This is a genomic window from Prauserella shujinwangii, assembly GCF_003001955.1.
Taxonomy (GTDB): Bacteria; Actinomycetota; Actinomycetes; order Mycobacteriales; family Pseudonocardiaceae; genus Qaidamihabitans; species Qaidamihabitans shujinwangii.
Map to the genome: position 1 here is coordinate 311824 of NZ_PVNH01000004.1, position 25464 is coordinate 337287.

Annotated in this window: 26 protein-coding genes; 10 read left to right on the forward strand and 16 right to left on the reverse strand. The window is 73.4% G+C overall.

Translation table 11 applies throughout. From position 1 onward, the window contains the following. Positions 1-394 precede the first annotated feature (394 nt). Positions 395-1564, forward strand: coding sequence for a low temperature requirement protein A (locus tag B0I33_RS11260; protein WP_106178559.1), 1170 nt, complete (start codon positions 395-397; stop codon positions 1562-1564). Here B0I33_RS11260 and B0I33_RS11265 read toward each other — a convergent pair. After that, complete coding sequence (locus B0I33_RS11265) at positions 1523-1846, reverse strand: hypothetical protein (RefSeq protein ID WP_146147482.1); 324 nt, start codon at positions 1844-1846, stop codon at positions 1523-1525. The genes B0I33_RS11260 and B0I33_RS11265 overlap by 42 nt on opposite strands. 58 nt (positions 1847-1904) lie before the next feature. Here B0I33_RS11265 and B0I33_RS11270 point away from each other — a divergent pair, with 58 nt between their 5' ends. Beyond that, entirely contained in the window at positions 1905-3839 is a 1935-nt protein-coding gene (locus tag B0I33_RS11270) for an acyl-CoA dehydrogenase family protein (protein WP_106178561.1), read from the forward strand. A gap of 72 nt (positions 3840-3911) precedes the next feature. Here B0I33_RS11270 and B0I33_RS11275 read toward each other — a convergent pair whose 3' ends face one another. From B0I33_RS11275 to B0I33_RS11290, 4 genes are all read right to left on the reverse strand, one after another. Continuing rightward, positions 3912-4574, reverse strand: a complete 663-nt coding sequence (locus tag B0I33_RS11275; RefSeq protein WP_106178562.1) for a DedA family protein — start codon at positions 4572-4574, stop codon at positions 3912-3914. Positions 4575-4708: 134 nt separating this feature from the next. Further along, positions 4709-5716 (reverse strand): lipoyl synthase, encoded by a 1008-nt coding sequence (gene lipA / locus B0I33_RS11280; RefSeq protein WP_106178563.1) that lies wholly within the window; start codon positions 5714-5716, stop codon positions 4709-4711. Positions 5717-5774: 58 nt separating this feature from the next. Continuing rightward, positions 5775-6731, reverse strand: coding sequence for an oxidoreductase (locus tag B0I33_RS11285; RefSeq protein ID WP_106178564.1), 957 nt, complete (start codon positions 6729-6731; stop codon positions 5775-5777). A gap of 51 nt (positions 6732-6782) precedes the next feature. Further along, positions 6783-7319 (reverse strand): hypothetical protein, encoded by a 537-nt coding sequence (locus B0I33_RS11290; protein ID WP_106178565.1) that lies wholly within the window; start codon positions 7317-7319, stop codon positions 6783-6785. A gap of 129 nt (positions 7320-7448) precedes the next feature. On the opposite strand from B0I33_RS11290, the gene B0I33_RS11295 reads away from it, so the two are divergent. Next, a complete protein-coding gene (locus B0I33_RS11295) occupies positions 7449-8045 on the forward strand; it encodes a TetR/AcrR family transcriptional regulator (protein WP_106178566.1) in 597 nt (198 codons plus the stop codon). A 10-nt stretch (positions 8046-8055) separates the two neighbouring features. Continuing rightward, positions 8056-8988, forward strand: coding sequence for an LLM class F420-dependent oxidoreductase (locus tag B0I33_RS11300; RefSeq protein ID WP_106178567.1), 933 nt, complete (start codon positions 8056-8058; stop codon positions 8986-8988). Positions 8989-9065: 77 nt separating this feature from the next. On the opposite strand, the gene lipB is transcribed toward B0I33_RS11300, so the two are convergent. From lipB to lpdA, 5 genes are all read right to left on the reverse strand, one after another. Next, the gene (gene lipB / locus B0I33_RS11305; protein WP_106178568.1) at positions 9066-9806 is read right to left on the reverse strand and encodes a lipoyl(octanoyl) transferase LipB; all 741 of its coding nucleotides are present in this window, start codon (positions 9804-9806) and stop codon (positions 9066-9068) included. 10 nt (positions 9807-9816) lie between these two features. Then, on the reverse strand, positions 9817-10452 hold the full coding sequence (locus B0I33_RS11310; protein WP_425440470.1) for a phosphatase PAP2 family protein: 636 nt from the start codon (positions 10450-10452) through the stop codon (positions 9817-9819). After that, positions 10452-11336 carry a TIGR01777 family oxidoreductase gene (locus tag B0I33_RS11315; protein ID WP_106178570.1) on the reverse strand — a complete coding sequence of 295 codons (885 nt, stop codon included), beginning with the start codon at positions 11334-11336 and terminating at the stop codon, positions 10452-10454. The genes B0I33_RS11310 and B0I33_RS11315 overlap by 1 nt, the downstream gene beginning before the upstream one ends. Positions 11337-11679: 343 nt before the next feature. Further along, on the reverse strand, positions 11680-13590 hold the full coding sequence (gene sucB / locus B0I33_RS11320; RefSeq protein ID WP_106178571.1) for a 2-oxoglutarate dehydrogenase, E2 component, dihydrolipoamide succinyltransferase: 1911 nt from the start codon (positions 13588-13590) through the stop codon (positions 11680-11682). Between the two features lie 70 nt (positions 13591-13660). Further along, positions 13661-15034: a dihydrolipoyl dehydrogenase gene (gene lpdA, locus B0I33_RS11325; RefSeq protein ID WP_106178572.1), complete on the reverse strand. Its 1374-nt coding sequence runs from the start codon at positions 15032-15034 to the stop codon at positions 13661-13663. Positions 15035-15211: 177 nt separating this feature from the next. Between lpdA and B0I33_RS11330 the strand changes: the two genes are divergently transcribed. Beyond that, entirely contained in the window at positions 15212-15583 is a 372-nt protein-coding gene (locus tag B0I33_RS11330; protein WP_245900606.1) for an oxidoreductase, read from the forward strand. A gap of 78 nt (positions 15584-15661) precedes the next feature. On the opposite strand, the gene B0I33_RS11335 is transcribed toward B0I33_RS11330, so the two are convergent. Together B0I33_RS11335 and B0I33_RS11340 are read right to left on the reverse strand one after the other, a co-directional pair. After that, entirely contained in the window at positions 15662-16729 is a 1068-nt protein-coding gene (locus B0I33_RS11335) for an SMI1/KNR4 family protein (RefSeq protein WP_106178574.1), read from the reverse strand. Next, complete coding sequence (locus B0I33_RS11340; RefSeq protein ID WP_106178575.1) at positions 16726-18231, reverse strand: leucyl aminopeptidase; 1506 nt, start codon at positions 18229-18231, stop codon at positions 16726-16728. The genes B0I33_RS11335 and B0I33_RS11340 overlap by 4 nt, the downstream gene beginning before the upstream one ends. A 107-nt stretch (positions 18232-18338) precedes the next feature. Between B0I33_RS11340 and B0I33_RS11345 the strand changes: the two genes are divergently transcribed. Both B0I33_RS11345 and B0I33_RS11350 read left to right on the forward strand, forming a co-directional pair. Further along, positions 18339-19247, forward strand: coding sequence for a hypothetical protein (locus B0I33_RS11345; protein ID WP_106178576.1), 909 nt, complete (start codon positions 18339-18341; stop codon positions 19245-19247). Then, the gene (locus tag B0I33_RS11350) at positions 19244-19882 is read left to right on the forward strand and encodes a ribonuclease FAU-1 family protein (RefSeq protein ID WP_106178577.1); all 639 of its coding nucleotides are present in this window, start codon (positions 19244-19246) and stop codon (positions 19880-19882) included. Before B0I33_RS11345 ends, B0I33_RS11350 begins: the two co-directional genes overlap by 4 nt. Here B0I33_RS11350 and B0I33_RS11355 read toward each other — a convergent pair. Then, a complete protein-coding gene (locus B0I33_RS11355; RefSeq protein WP_106178578.1) occupies positions 19879-20190 on the reverse strand; it encodes a hypothetical protein in 312 nt (103 codons plus the stop codon). The two genes, B0I33_RS11350 and B0I33_RS11355, sit on opposite strands and share 4 nt — an antisense overlap. Before the next feature lie 52 nt (positions 20191-20242). Between B0I33_RS11355 and B0I33_RS11360 the strand changes: the two genes are divergently transcribed. Continuing rightward, on the forward strand, positions 20243-21346 hold the full coding sequence (locus B0I33_RS11360) for a branched-chain amino acid aminotransferase (RefSeq protein WP_106178579.1): 1104 nt from the start codon (positions 20243-20245) through the stop codon (positions 21344-21346). A gap of 46 nt (positions 21347-21392) precedes the next feature. Here B0I33_RS11360 and B0I33_RS11365 read toward each other — a convergent pair whose 3' ends face one another. The 3 genes from B0I33_RS11365 to B0I33_RS11375 are packed head-to-tail and all read right to left on the reverse strand — an operon-like array spanning position 21393 to position 23614. After that, positions 21393-22388: a nicotinate-nucleotide--dimethylbenzimidazole phosphoribosyltransferase gene (locus B0I33_RS11365; RefSeq protein WP_181193250.1), complete on the reverse strand. Its 996-nt coding sequence runs from the start codon at positions 22386-22388 to the stop codon at positions 21393-21395. Between the two features lie 3 nt (positions 22389-22391). After that, positions 22392-23345: a sugar-binding transcriptional regulator gene (locus B0I33_RS11370; RefSeq protein WP_106178580.1), complete on the reverse strand. Its 954-nt coding sequence runs from the start codon at positions 23343-23345 to the stop codon at positions 22392-22394. Positions 23346-23347: 2 nt separating this feature from the next. Continuing rightward, on the reverse strand, positions 23348-23614 hold the full coding sequence (locus tag B0I33_RS11375) for an HPr family phosphocarrier protein (RefSeq protein ID WP_106178581.1): 267 nt from the start codon (positions 23612-23614) through the stop codon (positions 23348-23350). A gap of 128 nt (positions 23615-23742) precedes the next feature. On the opposite strand from B0I33_RS11375, the gene srlA reads away from it, so the two are divergent. Beyond that, on the forward strand, positions 23743-24393 hold the full coding sequence (srlA, locus tag B0I33_RS11380) for a PTS glucitol/sorbitol transporter subunit IIC (protein ID WP_245900608.1): 651 nt from the start codon (positions 23743-23745) through the stop codon (positions 24391-24393). Further along, positions 24390-25451, forward strand: a complete 1062-nt coding sequence (gene srlE / locus B0I33_RS11385) for a PTS glucitol/sorbitol transporter subunit IIB (protein ID WP_106178583.1) — start codon at positions 24390-24392, stop codon at positions 25449-25451. Before srlA ends, srlE begins: the two co-directional genes overlap by 4 nt. Positions 25452-25464 lie beyond the last annotated feature (13 nt).

A 25464-nucleotide genomic window follows, 5' to 3' on the forward strand; every position in this document is an offset into this window, starting at 1 on the left:
ACCGAGTAGACCTTGAGGCACGCTCTCGATGAGGGATGTCGCTACCTAGCGTGGCGATTCGGTAGTGATCCGGGGATGGGACCTGCGACCGAGTGCACTGGCTCTGAGCGCCGGCCCGGACGGGTTGGACACTCAGGGTTACCCCTCTCGAGTGAGTCACCGGCGGCCGCGGGGGATCGATCGGTGGCGCGCGCGAGCGGCCGCGCGAGGCGACCGCGTCGGGAGCTTCACCCGGATGGGTCCGGAAGGTAGGGGGCCGGACCCGTCCGGGTTCTCGTCTGCGGCCCCTCCTGTGCTGTGATGGCGCCTGTCCCGGCAGGAGAGCCCCCGAGGAGCGCGCCTGACCCCAGAGGCTGGGCAGCCCCGGTACCGGGTCCGTGTCTGGTACCGCCCGATGCGGGCGCGCGGCGACCGCGAGACGCACCGGGCGGCGACCCCGCTGGAACTGTTCTTCGATCTCTGCTTCGTCGTCGCCGTCGCGCAGGCCGCCGCGGCGTTGCACCACGCGCTGGCGGAGAACCACATCGGGACCGGGGTGTTCGGCTTCCTCACCGTCTTCTTCGCGATCTGGTGGGCCTGGCTGCAGTTCACCTGGTTCGCCTCGGCGTACGACACCGACGACGTCCCTTACCGCGTCGCCACGTTCGTGCAGATCGGGGGTGCGCTGGTGCTGGCGTCCGGTGTCGGCCGCGCGTTCGACGGCGACTTCACGATCATCGTCATCGGCTGCGTGCTCATGCGGCTCGCACTGGTGGGCCAGTGGCTGCGGGCGGCCCGGTCCGACCCCCCGCGCAGGCCGGCGGCGCTGCGGTACGCCCTCGGCATCGCCGTGCTGCAGGGATGCTGGGTGGCGCGGCTGGCGCTGCCGGAGAACCTGCTGGTGCCCTCGCTGCTCGTGCTCGTGCTGGGGGAGCTCGCGGTGCCGGTGTGGGCGGAGCGGGTGCGCGGCACCGGCTGGCACCGTCGCCACATCGCCGAGCGGTACGGCCTGTTCACGATCATCGTGCTCGGCGAGGTCGTCCTGGCCACGACCAACGCGGTCCGGGAGGCGCTGGAGTCGGGGCACGCGGTGGGATCGCTGGTCTCACTCGCGGTGGCCGCCCTGGTGATCGTGTTCTCGATGTGGTGGCTGTACTTCGACCAGCCCGCCCACGAACGGCTCACCTCCCTGCGGATCGCGATGACCTGGGGATACGGGCACCTGCTGATCTTCGCCTCCGCCGCGGCCGTCGGCGCGGGCATCGAGGTCGCCATCGACTACGACACCCACGCGACCCACCTCGGCGGCGTGGCCGCCGGGATGGCCACCACCGTGCCCGTGGCGGTGTTCCTGCTGGCGGTGTGGCTCATGCACATCGGGCCACGCAACGAGTGCCGCCCGATCGCGGTCGGCTTCCCCGCCGCGGCGGCCCTGGTGCTGGCCGCCTCCTTCACCGGAGCCCCGATCCACGTCACGGCCGGGGTCCTCGTCGCGCTCGTGGCCACGGTCGTCATCGCCACCCACGGGGAACCCGAGCCCGGCTCACCTGAGCGCGGGCGGAACCTCCCCGAGCGGGCCGCGTAGCACGACCTCGGCCAGGTCGTCGTCCGGCGCCCACCAGCCCACCAGCCCGGCCGCCCGGTGGGCGGTGAGCGGGCGGCCCGCCACGAGCAGCAGGCGGCCCCGGGCGCGCGTACTCCCGTGCGCGTGCGGCACGGCGACGGCGCGATCGTGGCCGCCGCAGATCGGCGCGGACCGCGGGACGCCGCCGCGGGCCCGCCTGCCCTCCGCACGCACCTGCCCGCCGCGCGCGCGGTCCTGGAGCCGGGAGCGCCGCCCGGCGGGAGGTTTCGGATCTCCTACCAATGAGTAACACTGGTCACATGACCGTGTGAGCGCGTGAGCCGACTCGAGGAGGAGTCCGATGGCCGACCAACCGCAGGTATCGGAGAAGGAAGCCAGGGCCGTCGCCGAGGAAGCGCGGGAGAGCGGCTGGCAGAAGCCGTCGTTCGCCAAGGAGCTCTACCTCGGGCGCTTCCGGCTCGACCTGGTGCACCCCCATCCCCGGCCGACGGCGGAGGACTCGGCACGCGCGGAGAAGTTCCTGACGCGCCTGCGGGAGTACTGCGAAACCCTCGACCCCGCCGTCATCGAACGGGAGGGCCGCATCCCGGACTCCTACGTCAAGGGACTGGCCGAGCTCGGCTGCTTCGGCATCAAGATCCCCGAGGAGTACGGCGGCCTCGGGCTGACCCAGGTGGCCTACAACCAGGCGCTGATGCTCGTGGGCTCGGTGCACTCGACGCTGTCCGTGCTGCTGTCGGCGCACCAGTCGATCGGCGTGCCGGAGCCGCTCAAGCTCGCGGGCACGCCCGAGCAGAAGGCCCGGTTCCTGCCCCGCTGCGCCAAGGGCGCGGTGTCGGCGTTCCTGCTGACCGAACCGGACGTGGGATCCGATCCGGCCCGGCTGGCCACGTCGGCCGTGCCCACCGACGACGGCGCGGCCTACGAGCTGGACGGCGTGAAGCTGTGGACCACCAACGGCGTCGTCGCCGAGCTGCTCGTCGTGATGGCCCGGGTGCCGAAGACCGAGGGCCACCCCGGTGGCGTCACCGCGTTCGTCGTGGAGGCCGACGCGCCCGGGATCACCGTCGAGCGGCGCAACGAGTTCATGGGCCTGCGCGGCATCGAGAACGGCGTCACGCGGTTCCACCGGGTGCGGGTGCCGAAGGAGAACGTGGTCGGCGGTGAGGGCAAGGGCCTCAGGATCGCCCTGGCCACGCTCAACACCGGCCGGCTGTCCGTGCCCGCCGCGTGCGCCGGGGCGGCCAAGTGGAGCCTGAAGATCGCCCGCGAGTGGTCGGCCGAACGGGTCCAGTGGGGCAAGCCGGTCGCCAAGCACGAGGCGGTGTCCAACAAGATCTCGTTCATCGCCGCCACCGCCTACGCGCTGGAGAGCGTGGTCGAGCTGTCCGGGCACATGGCCGACGAGGGCCGCAACGACATCCGGATCGAGGCGGCGCTGGCGAAGCTGTGGGCCAGCGAGATGTCCTACCTGGTGGCCGACGAGCTGATCCAGATCCGGGGTGGCCGCGGCTACGAGACGGCCGCGTCGCTGGCCGCCCGTGGCGAGCGGGCCGTGCCCGCCGAGCAGCTGCTGCGCGACCTGCGCATCAACCGCATCTTCGAGGGCTCGACCGAGATCATGCACCTGCTCATCGCGCGGGAGGCCGTGGACGCGCACCTCGCGGCCGCGGGTGACCTCGCCGACGCCGAGGCGGACGGCCGGCGCAAGGCCAGGGCCGCGGTCAAGGCCAGCGGGTTCTACGCGAAGTGGCTGCCGCAGCTGGTGGCGGGCAAGGGACAGGTGCCGACGACCTTCCGGGAGTTCGGACCGCTGGCGGCGCACCTGCGCTACGTCGAGCGCACCGCCCGCAAGCTGGCGCGGTCGACGTTCTACGGCATGGCGCGCTGGCAGGCGGCGCTCGAGCAGCGCCAGGGTTTCCTGTCGCGGATCGTGGACATCGGGGCCGAGCTGTTCGCGATGTCGGCGACGTGCGTGCGCGCGGAGATGCAGCGCCAGACCGACTCCCGCGAGGGCGGGTCCGCCTACGAGCTGGCCGACGCGTTCTGCCGTCAGGCGCGACTGCGCGTGGAGCGGCTGTTCGACGCACTGTGGGACAACACCGACGCGCTGGACCGGCGGATCACGCGGCGGGCGCTCGACGGCGCGTACACGTGGCTGGAGGCGGGCGTCCTCGACCCGAGCGAGGGCACCGGCCCGTGGATCGGCGACTGGCGCAAGGGCGAGACGGACACCGAGAACGTCGCCCGCCGCTACCTGCCCTCGACCCGCTGACCGGCCCTGGCGGCAGTGAAGGCCACCTTCACTGCGTTCAACGCAGTGAAGGTGGCCTTCACTGCCCGCGGGTCAGCTGTGCGGGGTGAGGGGTTCGCGTTTCTCGTCGGAGTCGCCCGCCGCGACGGCGAGCGCCTTCTTCCGCTTGTAGCGCAGCAGGAAGAACACGGCCACGGCGGCCAGCGCGGCCACCACGATCATGCCGCCGGTGCTCAGCGCGCCCTCCACCTGCCGCGCGGCCTCGCCGAGCGCGGCGCCGATGCTGATGTGCAGCACCGACCAGCTGGCCGCGCCCGCGAGCACGGCGGGCAGGAACTTCCGGTACGGCAGCCCCGAGGTGCCCGCCGCCGCGGGCGTCAGCGTGCGCACCACCGGCAGGAACCGCGCGAAGAACACCGCCCACGCGCCCCGGCGCTGCAGGATCCCGGTGGCCTTGTCCCAGGCGTCGGTGCCGTAGCGCTGGATGAGCTTCGTCTCCCGCAGGCGCGGGCCGAACCGCCTGCCGATCGCGTACCCGATCGAGTCGCCGACACCGGCGCACGCGGTGACCACCGCCCACAGGATCAGGAACCGGGGGACGGTGGTCGCCGTCGTGGCCGCCACCAGCAGCCCCGACTCGCCGGGGGCGATGAAGCCGAGCCCGATCGTGCATTCGAGCAGGACCAAGGTGCCGGTGGCCCCGACGAGCGCCGGTTGCGGCAGGCTCTGCAGCCAGTTGAGCAGATCGGTAACCACGCGTCGTCCCCTTGATCCTCGTCCCCTGCGGTCCGGCGTGCCGGCCGTCCTCGCTCCACGCTATGTGGACACTAGCGTCCGCGCGAGTGCCCGTCGTCGGGGACGGACCCTGACTTTCGTGGGGGACGCCGTGCTCAGCCCAGCCTGCTGAGCACGCTGCTGGCTTCCTGCGCGGCGGGTGCGGCGGCGGCCAGGTGGTGCAGGTTCTCCGGCAGCGGCTCGCCGCGGTGGGCCTTCGTCTGCGCGTACAACTTGCCCGCGCGGTAGGAGGAGCGGACGAGCGGACCGGCCATCACCCCGGCGAACCCGATGGCCTCGGCGGCCTGCGAGTGCTCGACGAACTCCTCGGGCTTGACCCAGCGGTCCACCGGGTGGTGCCGCACCGAGGGCCGCAGGTACTGCGTGATGGTGAGGATCTCGCAACCCGCCTCGAACAGGTCGCGCATCGCGGGCTCCACCTCGTCGGGGCGCTCGCCCATGCCGAGGATCAGGTTCGACTTGGTGACCAGCCCCGCCTCCCTGGCGCGGGTGAGGACGTCGAGGGAGCGCTGGTAACGGAAGCCAGGCCGGATGCGCTTGAAGATCCGCGGCACGGTCTCCACGTTGTGCGCGAGCACCTCGGGCCGGGCGCCGAACACCTCGGCGAGCTGCTCGGGGTCCGCGTTGAAGTCGGGGATCAGCAGCTCCACCCCGGTGCCCGGGTTCAGCTGGTGAATCTGCCGGACGGTCTCGGCGTACAGCCACGCGCCGCCGTCGGGCAGGTCGTCCCTGGCGACCCCGGTGACGGTCGAGTAGCGCAGGCCCATCGCCTGCACGCTCTCGGCGACCTTCCTCGGCTCGGTCCGGTCGAGCTCGGCGGGCCTGCCGGTGTCGATCTGGCAGAAGTCACATCGCCGGGTGCACTGGTCGCCGCCGATGAGGAACGTGGCCTCCCGGTCCTCCCAGCACTCGTAGATGTTGGGACAGCCCGCCTCCTCGCAGACGGTGTGCAGCCCCTCGCGCCGCACCAGCCCCTTGAGCTCGGTGAACTCGGGACCCATCCGCGCGCGGGTCTTGATCCACGACGGCTTCTTCTCGATCGGCGTCTCACTGTTCCGGACCTCGAGCCGCAGCAGCTTCCGACCATCAGGCGCAACAGTCACGTCCCCACCCTACGCGGCACCCCGCGCCGGACACGACCTCCGTGCAACGTTCCCCTGGTCACGCAGGGTCGGGGGTGATGCCGGTCAGCTTGGCGGTGAGGTCCCACAGACCGGAGCCGACGGCCGGGTCCAGCGCGGCGGACAGCGGCCTGATCCGGGCCGGGTAGCCGCGGGCGCCGCCCAGCCGGGCGGGCCCGACGTAGTCTCCCGGCCGGACCTCCGGCGCCGTCGCCGCGTGCAGCTGCGGCAGGGCGCCCATCCGCGTGCTCTGCGCGAACAGCAGCTCGCCCGCCTTCGTCCCGGCGGTCAGCACGCCGCGGACGAGGGCGTTGCGGTACGAGCGGGCCATCGTGGACGCCAGCCCGGACGCGGTGTAGCCGGGGTGGGCCGCGACGCTGGTCACCGGGTCGCCCGCGGCCCGCAGCCGCCGGTCCAGCTCGATGGCGAACACCTGGTTGGCGAGCTTGGCCTGGCTGTACGCGGTCACGGGGTTGTACGCGCGCCGTTCGAAGTGGGGGTCCGCGAGGTCGATCCGGCCCGCGACCGCGGCCAGGCTGGACACGGTGACCACCCGCGCGCGGTCGCCGCCGCGCAGCGCGGGCAGCAGCAACCAGGTGAGGGCGGCGTGTCCCAGGTGGTTGGTGCCGAACTGGGTCTCGAACCCGTCCACGGTGACGCCCCGGGGCGTGCCCATCACCCCGGCGTTGTTGACGAGCACGTCGAGCGCGTCGCCGGTGAGCTCGCGCACCCGCGTCGCCGCGTCCCGCACCGACGCGAGGTCGGCCAGGTCGAGGCGGACGTACTCGGGCCGGGTGGCGGCGCGGGCGGCGACCTGGGCGAGCGCCCGCTCACCCCGCTCGGGGGAGCGGCAGGCGAGCAGCACGCGCGCTCCGTGCTCGGCGAGCACCTCGGCGGTGCGCAGGCCGAGACCCGAGTTGGCGCCGGTGACGACCACGGTGCGGCCGGACTGGTCCGGGATGTCGCGCTCGGTCCACCTACTCCTGCGTACGGTCATGGGCGACAGCTAACTACACCCGGTGCCGGACGGGCCAGCGCCCGCGGCGGGTCAGCCCGCGGGCGCCAGCTTGCGCAGCAGCTGGCCCACCGGGTTGGCGCGCCGGGCCGGGGCCGGGGCCTGGTTGCGCAGCAGCGCCACGAACGCGGCGCCGACCTTCGCCACCTCGTCGCGCGGCTCGTACGGCTCGGCCAGTCCGGCGGTGATGGCGAGCATCCGCAGCTCGGCGTCGTGCATGGGCCGCAGCGCCGGGTACCGCGGCAGGTGCGCGTCGAGCACCGCGCGCAGCGTCGCGTGGTCGCGGGCGGCCTCGTGCCAGGCTCGCGACACGGCGTCGACGTGGTCGCTCTCCCCGCCGCCGGGCACCTCGTCGGCGTCCTCCGGGCCCGCGACGTGCGCGCGCAGGTACCCGCCGAGCACCTGCGTCCACTTGTGCTGCAGCGCCTGCAGGAGCTGCTCCTCGGTGCCGAAGACCTCCTCGGCTCCCTCGATCCCGGCGAAGGGCAGTTCGGCGTCGGGTGCGCGCCGCGCCTGCCGCAGCACGGCCTCCATCACGTCCCGCCGCCGGTAGAAGTCGTTCCAGCTCATGGCCTGATCCCCTTCCGTGACCCGGGCCATACCGCCGGTTTGCGGCATACTCCCGGTACGGACCTTGTACGGCCAACATACCACCGGTATGGCCGCGCAAAACCGCGTAGAGTTGTGAGGGTGGTGACAATGAGGTCCAGGCGAGAGGACTATTCCGAGTCCACGCGTTCCGCCCTAGTCGACAGCGCCGTCAAGCTCTTCACCAAGCGTGGCTACACCGGCACGTCCCTCGACGAGATTGCCAGGCGTGCGCGGGTGACGAAAGGTGCGCTCTATCACCACTTCAGTGGTAAGCAGGCGCTGTTCGAGGCGGCATTCGACGCGGTGGAAAGCCAGGTTCACGGCAAGCTGGACAAGATATTACGCGGAGACGAACCGCCGTGGGAGCGCGCATTGCGCGGACTGCGCGAATTCATCGCCAGCTGCCTGGATCCGGCGTACCAGCGGATCGCCATTCACGAGGCACCGGTGGTGATGGGCTGGCAGCGCTGGCGGGAGGCCGAGGACCGCTACAGCTTCGGGCTGATCCGCTCGAGCCTGGAGGACCTCATCGCCGCGGGTGAGATCGACCACGTCAACGTGGAGATCACCGCCCGGCTGCTCTTCGGCGCGCTGCTCAGCGCCGCCACCGAGATCGCCAACTCGGCCGAACCGGAGAAGGTCGGCTCGCAGATCGAGGACGGCATCGTGCACCTGCTGCACCTGGTCCGGCGGCGGCCCGAATAGGGTCGGTTCCGTGGAACTGAGGATCTTCACCGAGCCCCAGCAGGGGGCCTCCTACGACGACTTGCTGCGGATCGCGAACGCCACCGAGGATGCCGGCTTCGACGCGTTCTTCCGCTCCGACCACTACCTCAAGATGGGGTCGGTCTCCGGCCTGCCCGGGCCGACCGACGCCTGGATCACCCTCGCGGGGCTGGCGCGGGAGACCTCGCGCATCCGGCTCGGCACGCTGGTGAGCGCGGCGACGTTCCGGCACCCGTCCCTGCTCGCCATCTCCGCCGCCCAGGTGGACCAGATGTCGGGCGGGCGAATCGAACTGGGCCTGGGCACCGGGTGGTTCGAGGCCGAGCACGCCGCCTACGGCTTCGCGCTGCCGCCGCTGCGGGAACGGTTCGGCCTCTTCGCCGAGCAGCTGGCGATCATCACCGGCCTGTGGGCGACCCCGGAGGGCGAGACCTTCTCGTTCGACGGTGAGCACTACCGGCTGGCCGAGGCGCCCGGCCTGCCCAAGCCGGCGCAGCGCCCGCGCCCGCCGATCATCATCGGCGGCACCGGCCGCAGGCGCACCCCGGAGCTCACCGCGCGGTTCGCCGACGAGATCAACGTGCCGTTCCGGGACAGGGACACCGCGCTCGCCCAGTACGAGCGCGTGGCCGCCGCCGCGAAGGACGCTGGCCGCGACCCGGCCGAGATCACCCGCTCGGCGGCACAGGTCGTGGCCATCGGGCGCGACGAGGCGGAGCTCGCGCGGCGCGCCGCCGCCATCGGCCGCGAGGTGCCCGAGCTGCGGAGCAACGGCATCGCGGGCACGCCGGCCGAGGCCGTCGACACGATCGGCCGCTGGCGCGAGCGGACCGGCATCAGCCGCCTCTACCTGCAGGTGCTGGACCTCTCCGACCTCGACCACCTGGAGCTGATCGCCGCCGAGGTGGCCCGCCAGCTCTGAGCGCGACGGGTCATGAGTGGCTCGTCACTGGCGACGAACGTCAGTAACGAGCCACTCATGACAGTTCACGCCCGCGGTCAGGTCCGCAGGGCGAAGGTGACGCCGGGGGCCTCCGGCTCGGCCGGGCGCGGCAGCCAGCGGCTGTCGTCCACCGGCAGGTCGCCCTCGAGCGCGGCCAGCACGGCGTCACGGGCCAGCGGCAGCGCCTCGGCGACGGTGACCTCCCGGTCCAGCTCCGCCGACAGCGACGTCACGCCCGCGTCGCGGATGCCGCACGGCACGATCCGGTCGAACGCCGCCAGGTCGGCGTTGCAGTTCAGCTCGAACCCGTGCATGGTCACGCCGCGCTGCACGCGGATGCCGATCGCCGCGATCTTGCGCTCGGGCCCGCGGTCGTCGGCGGGCAGCCACACGCCGCTGCGGCCCTCGACACGGCCGGTGCGCACGCCGAACCGCTCGCACACGTGGATCAGCGCCTCCTCCAGGCGGCGCACGTAGTGCACGACGTCGATCGGGTCGGCCAGCTTGACGATCGGGTAGCCGACGAGCTGTCCCGGCCCGTGCCAGGTGATCTTGCCGCCGCGGTCCACGTCGATCACCGGGGTGCCGTCGGCGGGCCGGTCGCCCGGCTCGGTGCGCTTGCCCGCCGTGTAGACCGACGGGTGCTCCAGCAGCAGCAGCGTGTCCGGACCGGACCCGTCCGCACGGGCGTGCAGGACGTCGCGTTGCAGGTCCCACGCCTCGAGGTAGTCGATCGTCCCGATCTCGCGGACGTCGACGGGATCGGCTCCGGCACGGCAGGTTGGGCTCGCAGTCACGGATCCGAGGCTACGCCGTGCCGCGACCGGCCGGAACCTTGTCCCGCACGGCGGGCAGCAACCCCACCGCGGTCGCGGCCAGCAGCCCGACGCCGGTCACGGCGAGAACCGCGCCGATCGTGTCGGTCAGCCAGTGCACGCCGAGCACGAGCCTGCTCGCCGCGGACAACGCCGTCGCGGCCACCGACACCGCCACGGCCGCCCGCACCAGCCACGGCGCCAGCCACAGGCACAGCAACACCACCGCGAAACCCGTGCTCGCCACGGACACGACGTGCCCGCTCGGGTAGGCGTAGTCGGCGTACGCCCTCGGCCGGGCGCGGTCGAACACCGGTTTGAACACGAGGCTCGGCAGCCGGCACAGGCCCAGCACGACCGTCACGCGCAGCGCGATCCCGGCCGTCGCCCGGTCGCCCCGCCGCCACCGGACGGCGGCCCAGCCGAGCAGCGCCACGCCCAGCAGCACCGGGAGCACCGGGCCGAACACCGCGCTCACGACGGCCGCCACGTCGCCCGGGACACCGCGCCAGTCACCCGCTAACGTGGTCCGCAGCACCGCGTCCGGCGGCGACGGCGCCGGCGTGACCAGCAGGCCGAGCAGCAGGAACGCGGCGATCAGCAGGACGCCGGCGAGCACGTACCCGATCACAGCACGGCGGCCAGCGCGTCGTCGATCTCGGTGTGGCGGAAGGCGAACCCCGACTCCGGCAGGACCCGGGGCACCGCCCTCGGCCCGGTGAGGACCATCTCGTCGGCGGCCTCGCCGAGCGCGGCCCGCAGCGCGGGCGCCGGTACCCACCACGGTGCCGGGCGGCGCAGCGCCCGGCCGAACGCGTGGGTGAACTCGGCGTTCGTCACCGGTTCCGGCGCGGTCAGGTTGACCGGTCCGGACACGGTGGCGTGCTCCAGCAGGAACCGCACCGCCTCGATGTGGTCGGGCAGGCTGATCCAGGGGAAGTACTGCCTGCCGTCGCCGAGCCTGCCGCCGAGGCCGAGCCAGAACACCGGCTTGAGCGCACCGAGCAGCCCGCCCCTGCCGGAGAGCACCGGTGCCGTGCGGAGGAACAGGACCCTGGCTCCGGCGCGGGCGGCGGGCGCCGCGGCCGCCTCCCAGGCGACGCACAGCTCGGCGAGGAAGCCGGTGCCCGCGGGCGCGGACTCGTCGACCACCCGGTCGCCGGTGTCGCCGTAGACGTTGATGCCGGAGGCGTTCGCGAGCACGGGGATCCCGCGCTCGGCGACCGCCTCGGCGAGCACCTCGGTCGGTTCGAGCCTGCTGTCGCTGAGCACCTGCTTGCGCGCGCCGCTCCAGCGGCCGGAGGCCAGGGGCGCGCCGCAGAAGTTGACCACGGCGTCCACGCCGTCGAGCGCGCCGTCGGCGATGCGGCCCGCGGGCGGGTCCCAGCGGAACTCGCCGTCGCCCCGCGCCTCCCGGCGCACCAGGTGGCGTACCTCGTGCCCGGCCTCGCGCAGCCGGGTGGACAGGGCGGAGCCGAGCAGGCCACTGGATCCCGCGACGAGTACGCGCATGTGCCAACCCTATTCGTGGCGAAGGGCGCCCGCCGACCGGCAGGCGCCCTCCGAAAGGGGGAGCGAGGGAGCTTTACTACCGCCCGCCCGTCTCCCACCGCCACCCAAGCGGAGACGCTGCGCGCCGCGGTTCCGCCCGCCCGTCTCCCACCGCCACCCAAGCGGAGACGCTGCGCGCCGCGGTTCCGCCCGCCCGTCTCCCGCCACCACCCAGGCGGAGACGCTGCGCGCCGCGGTTCCGCCCGCCCGTCTCCCGCCACCACCCAGGCGGAGACGCTGCGCGCCGCGGTTCCGATTTCGGTAGTAAAGCTCCCTCGCTCCCGCGCTCGTCCGGGATGGGCGGTTACAGGCCCAGCTCGTCTTCGAAGTTGCCTTCCTCCAGCCGCTGCTTGATCGTGGTGAGGAACCGGCCCGCGTCGGCTCCGTCGATCAGGCGGTGGTCGTAGGTGAGCGGCAGGTACGCCATCGACCGGATGGCGATGGTGTCGTTGCCGTCGGCGTCGGCGCTCACCACCGGGCGCTTGACCACCGCGCCGGTGCCGAGGATGCCCGACTGCGGCTGCACGATGATCGGCGTGTCGAACAGCGCGCCCTGGCTGCCGATGTTGGTCACCGTGAACGTGCCGCCGGTGAGCTCCTCCGGCTTGATCCGGTTGGTGCGGGCCCGGTCGGCGAGGTCGGCGATCCGGTGCGCCAGCCCGGCCAGGCTCAGCTCACCCGCGTCGTGGATCACCACCGACAGCAGGCCGCGCTCGGTGTCCACGGCGATGCCCAGGTGCACGGCGCCGTGGTAGGTGATCTCCTTGGTCTCCTCGTTGTAGGAGGCGTTGACGTTCGGGTGCTGCTTGAGCGCCTCCACCGTGGCCTTGGCGAAGAACGGCAGGAACGTCAGGTTGACGCCCTCCCGCTGCCGGAAGGCCTCCTTGGCCCGCTGGCGCAGCCGCGCGATCTTGGTGACGTCCACCTCGTGCACCTGCGTCAGCTGCGCCGACAGCTGCAGCGACTCCTTGGTCTTCTGCGCGGTGATCTGCCGGATCCGGCTGGCCTTCTGCACCGTGCCGCGCAGGGCCGCCTTCTCCGACTCCGACACCGTCGGCCGCGGCGCGGCGGGCGCCTGGGCCGCGGGCGCCGGGGCCGCGGGGGCCTGCGGCTCCGGCTGCGGTGCCTGCTGCTCCCGCTGCTGCTTCTCCTCGACGGCCGCGAGCACGTCCTGCTTGCGGATCCGGCCGCCCACGCCGGTGCCGCGCAGCGAGTTCAGGTCGATGTCGTGCTCCGAGGCGAGCTTGCGCACCAGCGGCGTCACGTACGGGGTTCCCGCACCGTCCTGGCTCGGCTGTGATGCCTGCTGCTGCGGCGCCTGCTGCTGGGCCGGAGGCTGGGCCTGCTGCTGCGGGGCGGGCTCGGGCTGCTCCGGTCGCTCGGGCTGCTCGGGCTGGGTGGGTTGCTGCGGGGCGGGCTGTGTCTGTTGCTGCTGCGGCGCGGCCGGGGCAGGCTCCTCGGCCGGCGCCTGCGGGCGGGCCTGCTGTTCCCGCTGCTGCGGCTCGGCGGGCGCGGCGGGGGTCTCCGCCTGCGCGCCCGGCTCGCCGATCACCGCCAGCTGACCGCCGACCTCGACGGTCTCGTCCTCCTGTGCGCTGATCTCCAGCACGGTGCCCGCGACGGGGGAGGGGACCTCGGTGTCCACCTTGTCGGTGGAGATCTCCAGCAGCGGCTCGTCGACCTCGACCTGGTCGCCCACCTGCTTCAGCCACCGGGTGACGGTGCCCTCCGTGACGCTCTCGCCCAGCTCGGGCAGGGTCACCGGCGTGCCCTGCCCCTGGCCACCGGACGGCGGCTGCTGTTGCTGCTGCGCCGCGGGTTCCGGCTGCGCCTGTTCCCGCTGTGCGGGCTGCGGCGCCTGCTGGGCCTCCTGCGGCGCGGCCTGCTGCTGTTCCTGCTGTTGCTGCGGCTGCTCCTGCTGCTCCTGCTGCGGGCGCGCGGCCTCGGCGGCGGACTCGGCACCTCCGCCACCGCCGGAGCCGTCGTCGATGACGGCGAGCTCGCCGCCCACCTCGACGGTCTCGTCCTCGCGCGCCACGATCTTCTGCACCGTGCCCGCGACGGGGGAGGGGACCTCGGTGTCCACCTTGTCGGTGGAGATCTCGAGCAGCGGCTCGTCGACCTCGACCCGGTCACCCTCCTGCTTCAGCCACCGGGTGACGGTGCCCTCCGTAACGCTCTCCCCGAGCTCCGGCAATGTGACGGAGTACGCCATCGTTCGCTGACTCCTCTTTGCGTGTGTCTGGTGTGGTCTGCTGGTTCCGGTCGGCGTCGGTCGGCCGCGGTCAGCCGTGCACGTGCAGCGGCTTGCCGGCCAGCGCGAGGTGCGCTTCGCCGAGAGCCTCGGTCTGGGTCGGGTGGGCGTGGATCAGCGGGGCGACGTCCTCGGGGAACGCCTCCCAGTTGTAGATCAGCTGGGCCTCGCCGATCAGCTCACCGACCCGGTCGCCGACGAGGTGCAGGCCGACGACGGGCCCGTCCGGTGCCTTGACCAGCTTGACCGCACCGGAGGTCTTGAGGATCTGGCTCTTGCCGTTGCCCGCGAGGTCGTAGGTGAACGTGGTGACGCCCGAGCCGTACTTCTCCTTCGCGGCGGCCTCGGTGAGCCCGACCGAGGCGACCTCGGGGTGCGAGTACGTGACCCGGGGGATGCCGTCCTCGTCGATCGGGCGGGGGTCGAGGCCCGCGATCTGCTCGGCCACGAAGATGCCCTGGGCGAACCCGCGGTGGGCCAGCTGCAGACCGGGCACGATGTCGCCGACGGCGTAGACACCCGGCAGGTTGGTGCGCAGCCGCTCGTCGGTGAGCACGAAGCCGCGGTCCATCCGCACGCCCGCCTCGTCGTACCCGTGGCCCGCCGTGTTCGGGCCGCGGCCGACGGCGACCAGCAGCAGGTCGGCCTCGATCGTCTCGCCGGACTCCAGGGACACGCTCACCCCGTTGTCGTCCTGCTTGGCGCCGGTGAACCTGACCCCGGTCTTGAAGGCGATCTTGCGCCTGCGGAAGGCGCGCTCCAGCTGCTTCGAGGCGAACTCGTCCTCGTTGGGCACCAGCCTCGGCAGCGCCTCGACGATGGTGACGTCCACGCCGAACGAGGCCCACACGCTGGCGAACTCCACCCCGATCACGCCGCCGCCGAGCACGACGACCTTCTCCGGGACGAAGTCGAGCTTCAGCGCGTCCTCGCTGGCGATGATGCGGCCGCCCAGTTCGAGGCCGGGCAGCGTCTTGGAGTACGAGCCGGTGGCCAGCAGCACGTTCTTGCCGGTGTAGCGGGTGCCCTCGACGTCGACGGAGGTGCCGCCGGCGAAGGTGCCGGTGCCCTCGACGTAGTTGATCTGGTGGGCCTTGGTGAGGCCCTGCAGACCCTTGTAGAGGCGCGAGACGATCGTGTCCTTGTACTTGTTCACGCCGTCGATGTCGACCCCCTCGAAGGTGGTCCGGACACCGAACTGCTCGCCGTCGCGCGCGGAGTCGGCGACCTCGGCCGCGTGCAGCAGTGCCTTGGTCGGGATGCAACCTCGATGCAGGCAGGTGCCGCCCAGCTTGTCCTTCTCGATCAAGGTGACGGAAAGGCCCAGCTCGGCCGCTCGGAATGCCGCGGCGTAGCCGCCCGAGCCGCCACCAAGGATCACTAGGTCGGCTTCAGCGTCGGTCACTTCACAAACTCCTCGGCAGGCAGTGGCGATCGTTCGGCGAGCGCCAGGGTGCGCGCGCCACACCTCATCTTGTCACTACGTCTGACACGCTTGCGACCTAGTGCTCGTCAGCCGGTACTTGGCCGGTCGCCAGCCGGGATAATGATCGTGAACGGGCCGAGAGGAAAGGTGGTCGAGGTGGGACTGTTCGACCGGTTGCGCAAGCGGTCGGGAGGCAAGGACAGACCGGGCACGCTGCGCGGCGCGACCGACGCCGACACCGAGCATCTCCAGGCGTGGGCCGCGCGGCGGCGCGGGGTCGAGGCCTTCGTCGAGCCACGCACGGCGGTCACGGAGACGACCGTGGTGCTGGTCGCCCACGACGGCGAGTGGACCCGGCGGCGCATCGGCAGCCTGGACGCGGCGCAGCGGTTCGGAAAGAAGAACTCGATCCCGGTGTACGAGGCGGCCAAGACCGGCTACCCCCGGCGCATGCGCGAGTACACCGAGCGGCAGCGCATCCTGGAACGCAAGCGCCGGCAGGAGCGCGACGACGCCCCCCGGGAGTGAACCGGCGGGCGGCGCGCGGCGGAGCGCCTCCGGCAGGGGCGGCGGCCGGGCGGCGGGCGGGCGTGCCGGCCACGCTCCTCACTCCCGACCGGAAGGCGGGCCCGCGGCCTCCAGCAGGCGCAGGTGTTCCTCCACCAGCGCGCGGATCCCGCTGTGCACGGTCGTGCCGAACAGCGGGTCGTGCTCGAACACCCGCCCGGTCGCCGGGTCCAGCTCGACCCCCTCGGGTTCGCTGATCCGCACCCGGGGGCCCGTCGGCACCAGGTCCGCGGCACCGAGCAGCCGGGGGAACACGACGTCGGCCGGGAACCCGTCGCAGGTCAGCAGGAACTCCCGGTAGTCGGCGGGCAGCGGCCGCCCCAGCCGGTGCTCGGCGTCGGCGAGGGCGCCCGGCGTGGCCGGTGCCGGGAGCGGGCCCTCCTCCCCGCGCAGCCGCAGCACCTCCGCCAGCAGGCCGGGCCAGTCCCGCTGGGCGGGGGCGGGCCGGTAGCGCGTGTGCAGGGCGGCGATCAGCGCGTCGGCGCAGTCCCTCGGCCAGCCCCGCGGCGCCGGGAGGGCGCCCGCGACCAGCAGCGGGGCGACGTGCCGGCACGCGGCGAGGGTGGCCACGTCCGGCCTCGGCCGTCGCCACGCCAGCTCCGCCCACCGGTGCAGGGCCGCGCTGGCGGCCTCCTCGTCCCCGTCCCGCGCGGCCGACTCGGCCTCGGCCGCCAGCGCCCGCAGCGGGTCGCGGCGAGGCCGCTCGGTGTGCTCGGCCAGCCCCGTCACGACCTGGGCCGGCAGCGAGTCGCCGAGCAGGCCGGGCGGCAGCGGCGGTTCGGCGCGGCCCAGGTGCCGGTGGTGCGCGGACTCCTCCGCGTCGAGGTCGAGCGGGGGCAGCTCGGCCGCCCAGCCCGGGGCGCCGCCGGGCCGGGCGGCGGACAGCATCGCCCACGCCCTGGCCGTCACGGCGTCGGGCACGAGGGCGCTCACCGGGCGCTCGGTGGCGGCCAGCCAGCGCCGGACCAGGTGGTCGGCGTCGGCCGCGGCGCCCGCGCTCGCCACGAGCAGCGCCGCGTGCCCGACGGTCGCGTCGACGGCCGGGTCGGCGGCCGTGAGCACCGACTGCACGGCCGCCTCGAGGTACTGCGCGGGGCTTCCCGTCACCCGTTGTCGGCGATGTCGGCCAGGGCCGCGGCGATCGTGCGCACCGGGAGGCCGGTGCCGCCCTTGCCCGTGTAGCCCCACGGGGAGCCGGTGTTGAACGCCGGGCCCGCGATGTCGATGTGCGCCCAGGACAGGCCGTCGGCCACGAACTCGCGGAGGAACACACCCGCGGCGAGCATGCCGCCCCAGCGGTGCCCGGTGACGTTGGCGATGTCGGCGATCCGGGAGTCGAGGTCGCCGCGCAGCTCGTCCGGCAGCGGCATCGCCCAGCCGTTCTCGCCGGTGGCCTGCGCGAGCGTGGCGATCCGGTCGCGGAACTCGGGCGAGCCCATGATGCCGGGGGTGCGGTTGCCCAGCGCCACCACCTGCGCGCCGGTCAGCGTCGAGGTCTCGATCAGGTAGTCGGGGTCGTCCTCGGCCGCGCGCACGATCGCGTCGGCCAGCACGAGCCTGCCCTCGGCGTCGGTGTTGAGCACCTCGACCGTCTTGCCGCCGTACATGGTCAGCACGTCGCCCGGCCGGTAGGAGGTGCCGGACGGCATGTTCTCGGCGAGCGGGATGTGCGCGACCACCTCGAGCGGGTACTTGAGCTTCGCGGCGAGCAGCACGGACGCGAGCACCGCCGCGGCCCCGGACATGTCCGAGGTCATGTGGTCCATGTTGGCGGCGGGCTTGATCGAGATGCCGCCGGTGTCGAACGTGATCCCCTTGCCCACCAGCGCGACGCGCGACTTGGCCTTCGTGCCGCGGTAGGCCAGCCGCAGCAGCCGCGGCGGGCGGGCCGAGCCGCCACCGACCCCCAGGATGCCGCCGAAGCCCTTGCGCTTGAGCGCCTTCTCGTCGAGCACCTCGAAGTCGAGCCCGGCCGACTCGGCGAGCGAGCGCGCGCGGTCGGCGAACGAGGCCGGGAACAGGTCGTTGGGCGGGGTGTTGACGAGGTCGCGTGCGATGACCACCGACTCGGCGATCGCGGTGGCGGCCTTCAGCGTGGCGCGGTGCCGGCGCGCGTCGCCCTCCGCCGGGCTCGCGACGTCCACGGCGGACACGGGGGCGTCGCCGGGCTCCGACTTGTACTCGGTGAACACGTACGCGCCGAGCACGGTGCCCTCGACCGCACCCTGCAGGTCGACGGCGGACAGCGTGGTCAGCGCGCGGCCCGTGCCCGCGAGCGCCCGGCCCGAGGCGCCCGCCGCGCGGCGCACCTGCTCCTGGGTGAACGTGCCGTCGGCACCCGGCTTGCCGAGACCCACCGCCAGCACCACCCCGGCGGGCAGCCTGCCCAGCGTGGGCAGCTTGACGACCTCCTCGGCCTTGCCGGTGGCACCGAGGGTGCGCAGGACGTCGAGCAGCGTGCCGCCGAGCGCGCCGTCCACGGCCTCGGCTCCCGGGCCGAGCTCCAGCCCGCCGCTGCCCTGCACGGTCCCGACCACGACGGCGTCGGCGCGGCTCTTGCCCAGCGCCGTCTCGGTGTTCTCGGTCAAGGCAAGCTTCGGCACACTCACGTCAGGCTCCTGGCTCGGTTGCTGGTGCACGCCGGGCGGTTACCCGGGCTGATCGTGAGCCATGCTATTGACTCGCCGGACGACCGACACGAGGGAGGTGCCCGCGGATGCGGCTGGCAGCGGGCCTTCCCGTCGTGCTCGCCGTCGCCGCGTCGGTGGCCGGCTGGTGGCTGCTGCTCGGCGTCGGCGTCGCCGCGCTGCTGGCGTTCGGCACCCGGTGGGCGGTGCCGCAGGGCCGGGGCGGGCTGCTGCGCGGCGCCCGGATCGGCACGCTGCTCGGCGTCGCCGTGCTCGCGGGCAGTGCCTTCGCCGCCTACGCCGCCGACGTCGTTCCGGGCCACGCGAGGTGGCCGGGCGGGCTGCTCGTCGCGGGCGCCGCGGTGGCCGTGGCGGCCGGGATCCGGTTCACCGCGTACTGGCGGCGGTGGGTGCTCGGCGTGCTGTGCGCCGCCGCGGTCGTGTTCACCAGCGTGTGCGTGGCCATCGCCCCGGCCGCGCACACCGCACCCGGGTCGCCGGACGCGGGTGTCCTCGCCTCCGCCGCCGTGCTGTATCCGTTGCTGGGCGGGCTGCGCGGGGTCCGGCTCGCCGCGGCCGCCGCGAGCGCGGCCGTCGTGGCCGCCGCCGCGCTGTACCAGCTGGGCCCGGTCCGGCTCGGGCTGTCGGTGACCTCGCTGCGGGATGTGCTGGTGGCGGCCGACGCGCGGGTGCTGCTACCGCTGCTGGCGGCCGTGGTGACGGTCGCGGCGGCCGGTGCGGCGGTGGCGGCGCTGGCCGCCGTGCGCGACGAACTGCCGGGGCGGGGACGGACGGGGGTGCTGGTGCCCGGGCTGGCGGCGGCGCTGGGCGCGGTGGTGCTCGCGCCCGCGGGGGCGGTCCTGCTGGCGGCGCTGCTGGCACTGACCGAGGTGCTGCTGACGGCGGGCTCGGCACTGCGCGGCGGGCGTCGGCTGCCCGCCGCCGCGGTGGCCGTGCTGGCCGCGGCGATGCTCGCCGGGATGGTGCTCGTCCGGTGAGCACCGTGCGGTGGCGGCCGGGGCAGACCGTCGTGCAGCGGTTCGTGCGGCCGGACGGCAGCGTCGGGCAGCGGCACCCGCTGCGGGTGATCGCCGACGACGGGCGGTCGCTGGTGGGCTGGCTGCCCGCGGGCACGGAGATCGTCGGCAGCAGGCTCGCCGACGGCCGCGCGATGCGGGACGCGCCACTGGCCGAACGGTTCACGGTGCCGCGCGTGCCGGTGCGCGACCACTGGCGGGACCAGTCGACGTTGCGGCTGATCCCCGAGGACATCTGGTCGTCGGTCTGGTGGTTCTTCACCGCCGAGGGGGAGTTCCTCGGGTGGTACGTGAACCTGGAGATCCCGCTGGGCAGGCGTGCCGGAGGGCCGGACCGGATCGACGGTGTGCTCGACGTCGTGGTGCCGCCCGGCGGGCGCTGGCGGTGGAAGGACGAGGACGAGGCCGCCGCGGCCGTGCGGGCGGGCAGGCTCACGGCAGACCAGCTCGCCCGGCTGCGCGCGGAGGGCGAGCGGCTGGGGGCGCTCGCCGAGGAGGGCACGTTCCCGTTCGACGGGACCTGGACCGGGTTCCGGCCGGAGCCGGGCTGGCCCGCCCCGCGCCTGCGGGACTCCCCGGACCTCCAGGACCGTTAGGCCATCAGCACGACGAGGCCGAACAGGACGGCGGCGGCCACGGCGAGGCCCACGACGGACTGGGCGGGCAGGTCGCGCGGGAAGACCTTCTCGTGCAGGCTCCGCCACCAGACCACGGCGAACACGGCACCGATGAGACCGAGGAACCCGCCGAACCCGCCTGCCATGACGTAGCCGATCAGCACGATCATGCCCGCCGCGAACGTGAGCAGGGCTGCGGCGACGAACGTCTTGGCGTCGGAGGCCGGGCCCGCGGAGACACCGTTGCCGAGGGGCGGGCGCTGAGCTGGTTGCGTCACCCCGCCCATGCTAGGCCAAGCGGAATGTTCTGACGTCCAACTAAGCGATATCCTCCTGGGCATGACGACGACGAACCCCTTCACCCGTACCCTCAGCCCGACGCCCGCCTCCGCGGAGCGGGTAGCGGAGGTACTGGCGCAGCCGGGGTTCGGCACGCATTTCACCGACCACATGGTCACCGTGCAGTGGGACCGCGAGCGCGGCTGGCACGACGCCGAGGTCCGCCCGTACGAGTCGCTGACCCTCGATCCGGCCACGTCCGTGCTGCACTACGGCCAGGCGATCTTCGAAGGGCTCAAGGCCTACCGGCAGCCGGACGGCTCGGTCGCCGCGTTCCGGCCGGAGTCCAACGCCGCCCGCTTCCAGCGATCGGCACGCAGGCTCGCGATGCCGGAGCTGCCCGAGGAGCTGTTCGTCGGGTCGCTGCACGAGCTGATCGCCGTGGACGGCCGCTGGGTGCCCACCAAGCAGGGCGACTCGCTGTACCTGCGCCCGTTCATGGTCTCCACCGAGGCGGGGCTCGGCGTGAACCGGCCCGCGGGCCGCTACCTGTACGCGCTGATCGGCTCGCCCGCCGGGTCGTACTTCGCGGGCGGCGTCCAGCCGGTGAGCGTGTGGCTGTCCACCGAGTACGTGCGGGCCGCTCCCGGCGGCACCGGCGAGGCGAAGTGCGCCGGCAACTACGCCGCCGCGTTCGTGGCGCAGGCGCAGGCCGTGGAGCAGGGCTGCGACCAGGTGGTGTGGCTGGACGCCGTGGAGCGCAGGTGGGTCGAGGAGATGGGCGGGATGAACCTGTTCTTCGTCTTCGGCTCCGGTGCCGACGCGCGGCTGGTGACGCCCGAACTGTCGGGTTCGCTGCTGCCCGGTGTCACCCGCGATTCGCTGCTGACGCTGGCCGCCGACTTCGGCTACCGCGTCGAGGAGCGCCGGATCTCCACCGACGAGTGGGAGAAGGCGGCCACGTCCGGTGAGCTGACCGAGGTGTTCGCGTGCGGCACCGCCGCCGTGATCACGCCCGTCGGGAGGGTGAAGCACGCCGGGGGCGAGTTCCTGGTGTCCGGCGGCAGGCCGGGCGAGGTGACGATGCGGCTGCGCGAGGAGCTGACGGGGATTCAGGAGGGCACCCGGCCCGACCCGCACGGCTGGATGCGCAAGCTGGGCTGATCCGGCAGCGGCGACCGTGGGAGTCCGCGGTCGCCGCTGCCGAGGCTCACGAAGCCAGCACGCGCACCGCCGCCGTCAGCAGCGGCAGCGCCGCCACGGCGCCCGCGCCGCCGCCGTGCCGGATCCCCAGGTCGAACACCGGCCGCAGGTCGAGGTGCTCGAGTGCCAGCGCGTGCGCCGGTTCGGGCGTGCGGTGCGCCGCCAGCCACCACGAGCGGGCACCGGGCGCCAGCTCCTCCGCGACGAGCGCGGCGGCCGTGACGCTGAGCCCGTCCAGCAGCACCGGCGTGCGCCGGGCCGCGGCCTGCGCGAGGAACCCGGCGAGTGCGGCCAGATCGGCCCCGCCCGCCGTGCGCAGCAGTGCGACCGGGTCGTCCAGCACCGTCTTCGCCCGCCGGAGGCCGTCGCGCACGGCCAGCGCCTTGCGCATCCACGCCGGGTCGTCGATGCCGGAGCCCCGGCCGGTCACGGCCACCGGCTCGGCCCCGGTCAGCGCGGCCACCAGCACGGCGGCCGGGGTGCTGGCACCCACGCCGAGCTCGGCGGGCACGAGCAGGTCGGCACCCTCGTCCACCTCGGCGTCGGCGACCCGCCTGCCCACGTCGACCGCGGCCTCGGCCTCGTCCTCGGTGAGCGCGTCGGCCACGTCGAGCGCGCCGGAACCCCGCCGCACCTTGAACCCGGCGGCGTCGTCGGTGTCCACGGCCACGTCCACCACGCGCACCCCGGCCCCGGCCGCGTCGGCGAGGACGTTGAGCGGGGTGCCCCCCGCGAGGAGGGCGGCGACCTGCTCGGCGGTCGCTCCCGGCGGGTGCGCCGACACGCCGCGGGCGGCGATGCCGTGGTCGGCGGCGAACACGACGACGCGGGCCCGCTTCAGCGGCCGCGGTGGTGACTGGCCCTGGCACGCGGCGATCCACGCGCCGAGCTCGTCGAGCCTGCCGAGCGACTCCGGCGCGGGCCGCGCGCTCAGTCGCAGCGCCCCGGCTCGGGCCTGCTCGTCGGGTTGCGGGATGTTGGCGAACTCGGTGCGCACGCGCACAAGCTACCGGCCGTCGCGGGCGAGCAGCGCCCTGGCCAGTGAACTGTCACAGAGCAGGATGTCGAGCACCCTGGTCCGCAGCGCGCCGAGGACGCCGGGCGCCTTCTCCGGGCCCGCCGCGACGCCCGCGACGGTGGGGATGGCCGCCAGATCCGCGAGGGACACCGCGAGCACGCGGTCGTCGGCGGGGCCCGTCACCGGTGTCCCGTCGGCGTCGAAGAACCGTGCGCAGACGTCCCCGACGGGCTGGGCCCGGTCGAACCGTGCCCGCTCCTCGGGGCCGAGGTCGAGGGCCTTCACCAGCGCCGCCGACGAGCCGTGCCCGACGGCGCCGATGCCGACGAGCGCCACGTCCGCGCGCCGGGCCGCCTCGAGCGTGCGCTGGACCGTCGGCTCGGCCAGCAGCACGTCCCGGCCCGCCTTCGAGGTGAGCAGCGCGGGCGCGTGCAACCGCTGGAAGCGGCCGCCGACCCGGCCGGCCAGATCCCGCACGAGTTCCTCGCCGGTGATCGCCGAGTCGACCGCGGAGAGACCGCCGACCAGCGGCAGCACCTCGACGTCGAGGCCGCCCTCATCGGGGATGTGCTGGACGACCGCCTGCAGCCCGTGGCCCCAGGAGACCCCGACCTTGTGGCCGGGCCGGAGCGTCTCGAGCAGCCAGCGGGCACCGAGGTCGCCGACCCGCGCGAGCGGCCGGTCGCCGCTGTGGATCTCGGCGACCCGGCAGTCGCGCAGCCCGAAGCGCGTGGTGAGCTCCTCCTCCAGGCTCATGTCGCGCCCGGTCGGGTCGTTGATCTGGATCCGGACGATGCCGCGTTCCCTGGCGGCGGTGAGCATGCGCGAGACGCTCGACCGGCTCACGTTGAGCGCGGTGGCGATCTCGTGCTGTGAGCGGCCCGCCTCGTAGTACATCCGGGCGGCCGTCACCAGCAGGTGCTGGTCGCGAGGTGGTGGCATGCTCAGGCGTCCAGATCGCTGGTCAGCAGCCGCGACAGTTCCCTCAGCGCGGCCTCCGCGCCCTCGCCGTCGGTGCGCAGGATGACCTCCTCGCCGTGCCCGATCGCGAGGCTGAGCACCGACAGCATGCTGCGCGCGTCGACGGGCTCGCCGCCCGGCCGCCCGATCGACACGCTGCCGGCGTGTTTCGCGGCCGCCTTGACGAACAGGCTGGCCGGGCGCGCGTGCAGGCCGACGGGGGACGCGATCTTCACTCGGGCCTGGAGCATGCGGACTCCTTCTCGGTTGGCTCTTGTCGCCGCTGGGTCGGCATGTTACACACATCACTGTCAAACGTGAAGAAGGTACGCACATTCGTGCATATCACGGGGGCACGGGGGTCGAGAAGGAGGCCGGAATGCAAGTGCTTGCCGTCATGGCGCAGCAGCAACCCGCGCAGCCCGAGAGCGAGAGCAGTGGCGGCGTGCTGGGGGTGTTCGAATGGCTCGGCACCCACTTCATCGGACTCTTCAACGAGTCGGGCGAGCAGTTCGTCGGCCTGGTGACCGGCATCCTGCCCACGCTGATCGTGCTGCTGACGTTCATGTACGCCCTCACCACCTTCATCGGCGAGCAGCGGGTGACCCGGGCGGTGCAGTGGTCGGCGCGATGGTGGATCACCCGGTACACCGTGATGCCGGTGATCGCGGTGCTCATGCTGACCAACCCGATGTGCTACTCGTTCGGCAGGTTCCTGCCGGAGCGGCACAAGCCCGCGTTCTACGACTCGGCCGTGTCGTTCGTGCACCCGGTCACCACGTTCTTCCCGTACGCCAACGCCGGGGAGCTGTTCGTGTGGCTCGGCATCGCCAACGGCGTCATGCAGCTCGGAGAGTCCACGGTGCCGCTCGCGCTGCGGTACTTCCTCGTCGGCATCCTCGTGATCTTCATCCGCGGCATCGTCACCGAGAAGATCACCGCGTTCATGATCAAGCGCACCGGCCGCAGCGAGGTGTTCGCCGATTTCGACCGTGAGTTCGAGGCAGCGAAGGCGGGTGGCAAGGCATGAGTGAGATGGAGACCCACACGACCGGCACCGCCCGCGCGGTGTTCGTCCGGCCCGGTGAGGGCGGCTGGGGCCGGGGGTTGCTGCTCAGCCCCGGCGGCACGCGCACGAAGGTGCTCTCGGTGACCGGGGGCGGCATTCACCCGGTCGCCGCGCGGATCGCCGAGCTCACCGGCACGGAGGCGGTGGACGGCTTCACCACCTCGGTGCCGGACGAGGAGGTGCTCGCGGCGGTCATCAACTGCGGCGGCACCGCGCGGATCGGCGTCTACCCGCGCAAGGGCATCCCGACCGTGGACGTGTACGCGGGCGCGCCCGGCGGGCCGCTGGCGCAGTTCATCACCGAGGACCTGTTCGTGTCGGCCGTCGGCGTGCACGAGGTGGCGCCCTCGCTCGACGAGCCGGTCCCCGAAGAACACGCCGCGTCCACCGCGCCCACCGGGCCCGCCGTGCCGCCGCGCTCGGAGCGCCCCTCCGGTGCGGACGTCGCGGCCACCGTCACCGGCGGCGGGCGCTTCGGCGAGGCATTCAACTCGGTCACCGGCGTCTTCGTCCGGTTCGGCTCGGGCGTCGGCTCGTTCGTCAACACGATGCTGTCCGCGGGCAGGCAGACGATCGACCTCACGCTCAAGACGATCCTGCCGTTCATGGCCTACGTCAGCCTGCTGCTCGGCATCGTCATCTACACCGGTGTCGCGCAGTGGATGGGCCAGGTGCTCTCGCCGATCGCGAGCAACCCGATCGGGCTGGTGGCGATCAGCCTGGTGGTCGCGCTGCCGTTCCTGTCCCCGATCCTCGGGCCGGGTGCCGCGATCGCGCAGGTGATCGGCACGCTGATGGGCAGCCAGATCGCCATCGGCGCGCTGCCCGTGCAGTACGCGCTGCCGACCCTGTTCGCGATCAACGGCCAGGTGGGCTGCGACTTCGTGCCGGTGGGCCTCGCGCTCGGGGAGGCCAAACCGGAGACGGTCGCCGTCGGCACCCCGGCCGTGCTGGTCAGCCGGATGATCACCTCGCCGGTTGCGGTCGTCATCGCCTGGGCCGCAAGCTTCGGGCTCTAGACACGGAGGACGG

Bases quoted from the DNA above. Each gene is read 5' to 3' on its own strand.
- B0I33_RS11260 (WP_106178559.1), top strand. From the start codon at position 395: ATGCGGGCGCGCGGCGACCGCGAGACGCACCGGGCGGCGACCCCGCTG.
- B0I33_RS11270 (WP_106178561.1), top strand. From the start codon at position 1,905: ATGGCCGACCAACCGCAGGTATCGGAGAAGGAAGCCAGGGCCGTCGCC.
- B0I33_RS11285 (WP_106178564.1), bottom strand. From the start codon at position 6,731: ATGACCGTACGCAGGAGTAGGTGGACCGAGCGCGACATCCCGGACCAG.
- B0I33_RS11290 (WP_106178565.1), bottom strand. From the start codon at position 7,319: ATGAGCTGGAACGACTTCTACCGGCGGCGGGACGTGATGGAGGCCGTG.
- B0I33_RS11295 (WP_106178566.1), top strand. From the start codon at position 7,449: ATGAGGTCCAGGCGAGAGGACTATTCCGAGTCCACGCGTTCCGCCCTA.
- B0I33_RS11315 (WP_106178570.1), bottom strand. From the start codon at position 11,336: ATGCGCGTACTCGTCGCGGGATCCAGTGGCCTGCTCGGCTCCGCCCTG.
- sucB (WP_106178571.1), bottom strand. From the start codon at position 13,590: ATGGCGTACTCCGTCACATTGCCGGAGCTCGGGGAGAGCGTTACGGAG.
- B0I33_RS11345 (WP_106178576.1), top strand. From the start codon at position 18,339: ATGCGGCTGGCAGCGGGCCTTCCCGTCGTGCTCGCCGTCGCCGCGTCG.
- B0I33_RS11355 (WP_106178578.1), bottom strand. From the start codon at position 20,190: ATGGGCGGGGTGACGCAACCAGCTCAGCGCCCGCCCCTCGGCAACGGT.
- B0I33_RS11360 (WP_106178579.1), top strand. From the start codon at position 20,243: ATGACGACGACGAACCCCTTCACCCGTACCCTCAGCCCGACGCCCGCC.
- B0I33_RS11370 (WP_106178580.1), bottom strand. From the start codon at position 23,345: ATGCCACCACCTCGCGACCAGCACCTGCTGGTGACGGCCGCCCGGATG.
- B0I33_RS11375 (WP_106178581.1), bottom strand. From the start codon at position 23,614: ATGCTCCAGGCCCGAGTGAAGATCGCGTCCCCCGTCGGCCTGCACGCG.
- srlA (WP_245900608.1), top strand. From the start codon at position 23,743: ATGCAAGTGCTTGCCGTCATGGCGCAGCAGCAACCCGCGCAGCCCGAG.
- srlE (WP_106178583.1), top strand. From the start codon at position 24,390: ATGAGTGAGATGGAGACCCACACGACCGGCACCGCCCGCGCGGTGTTC.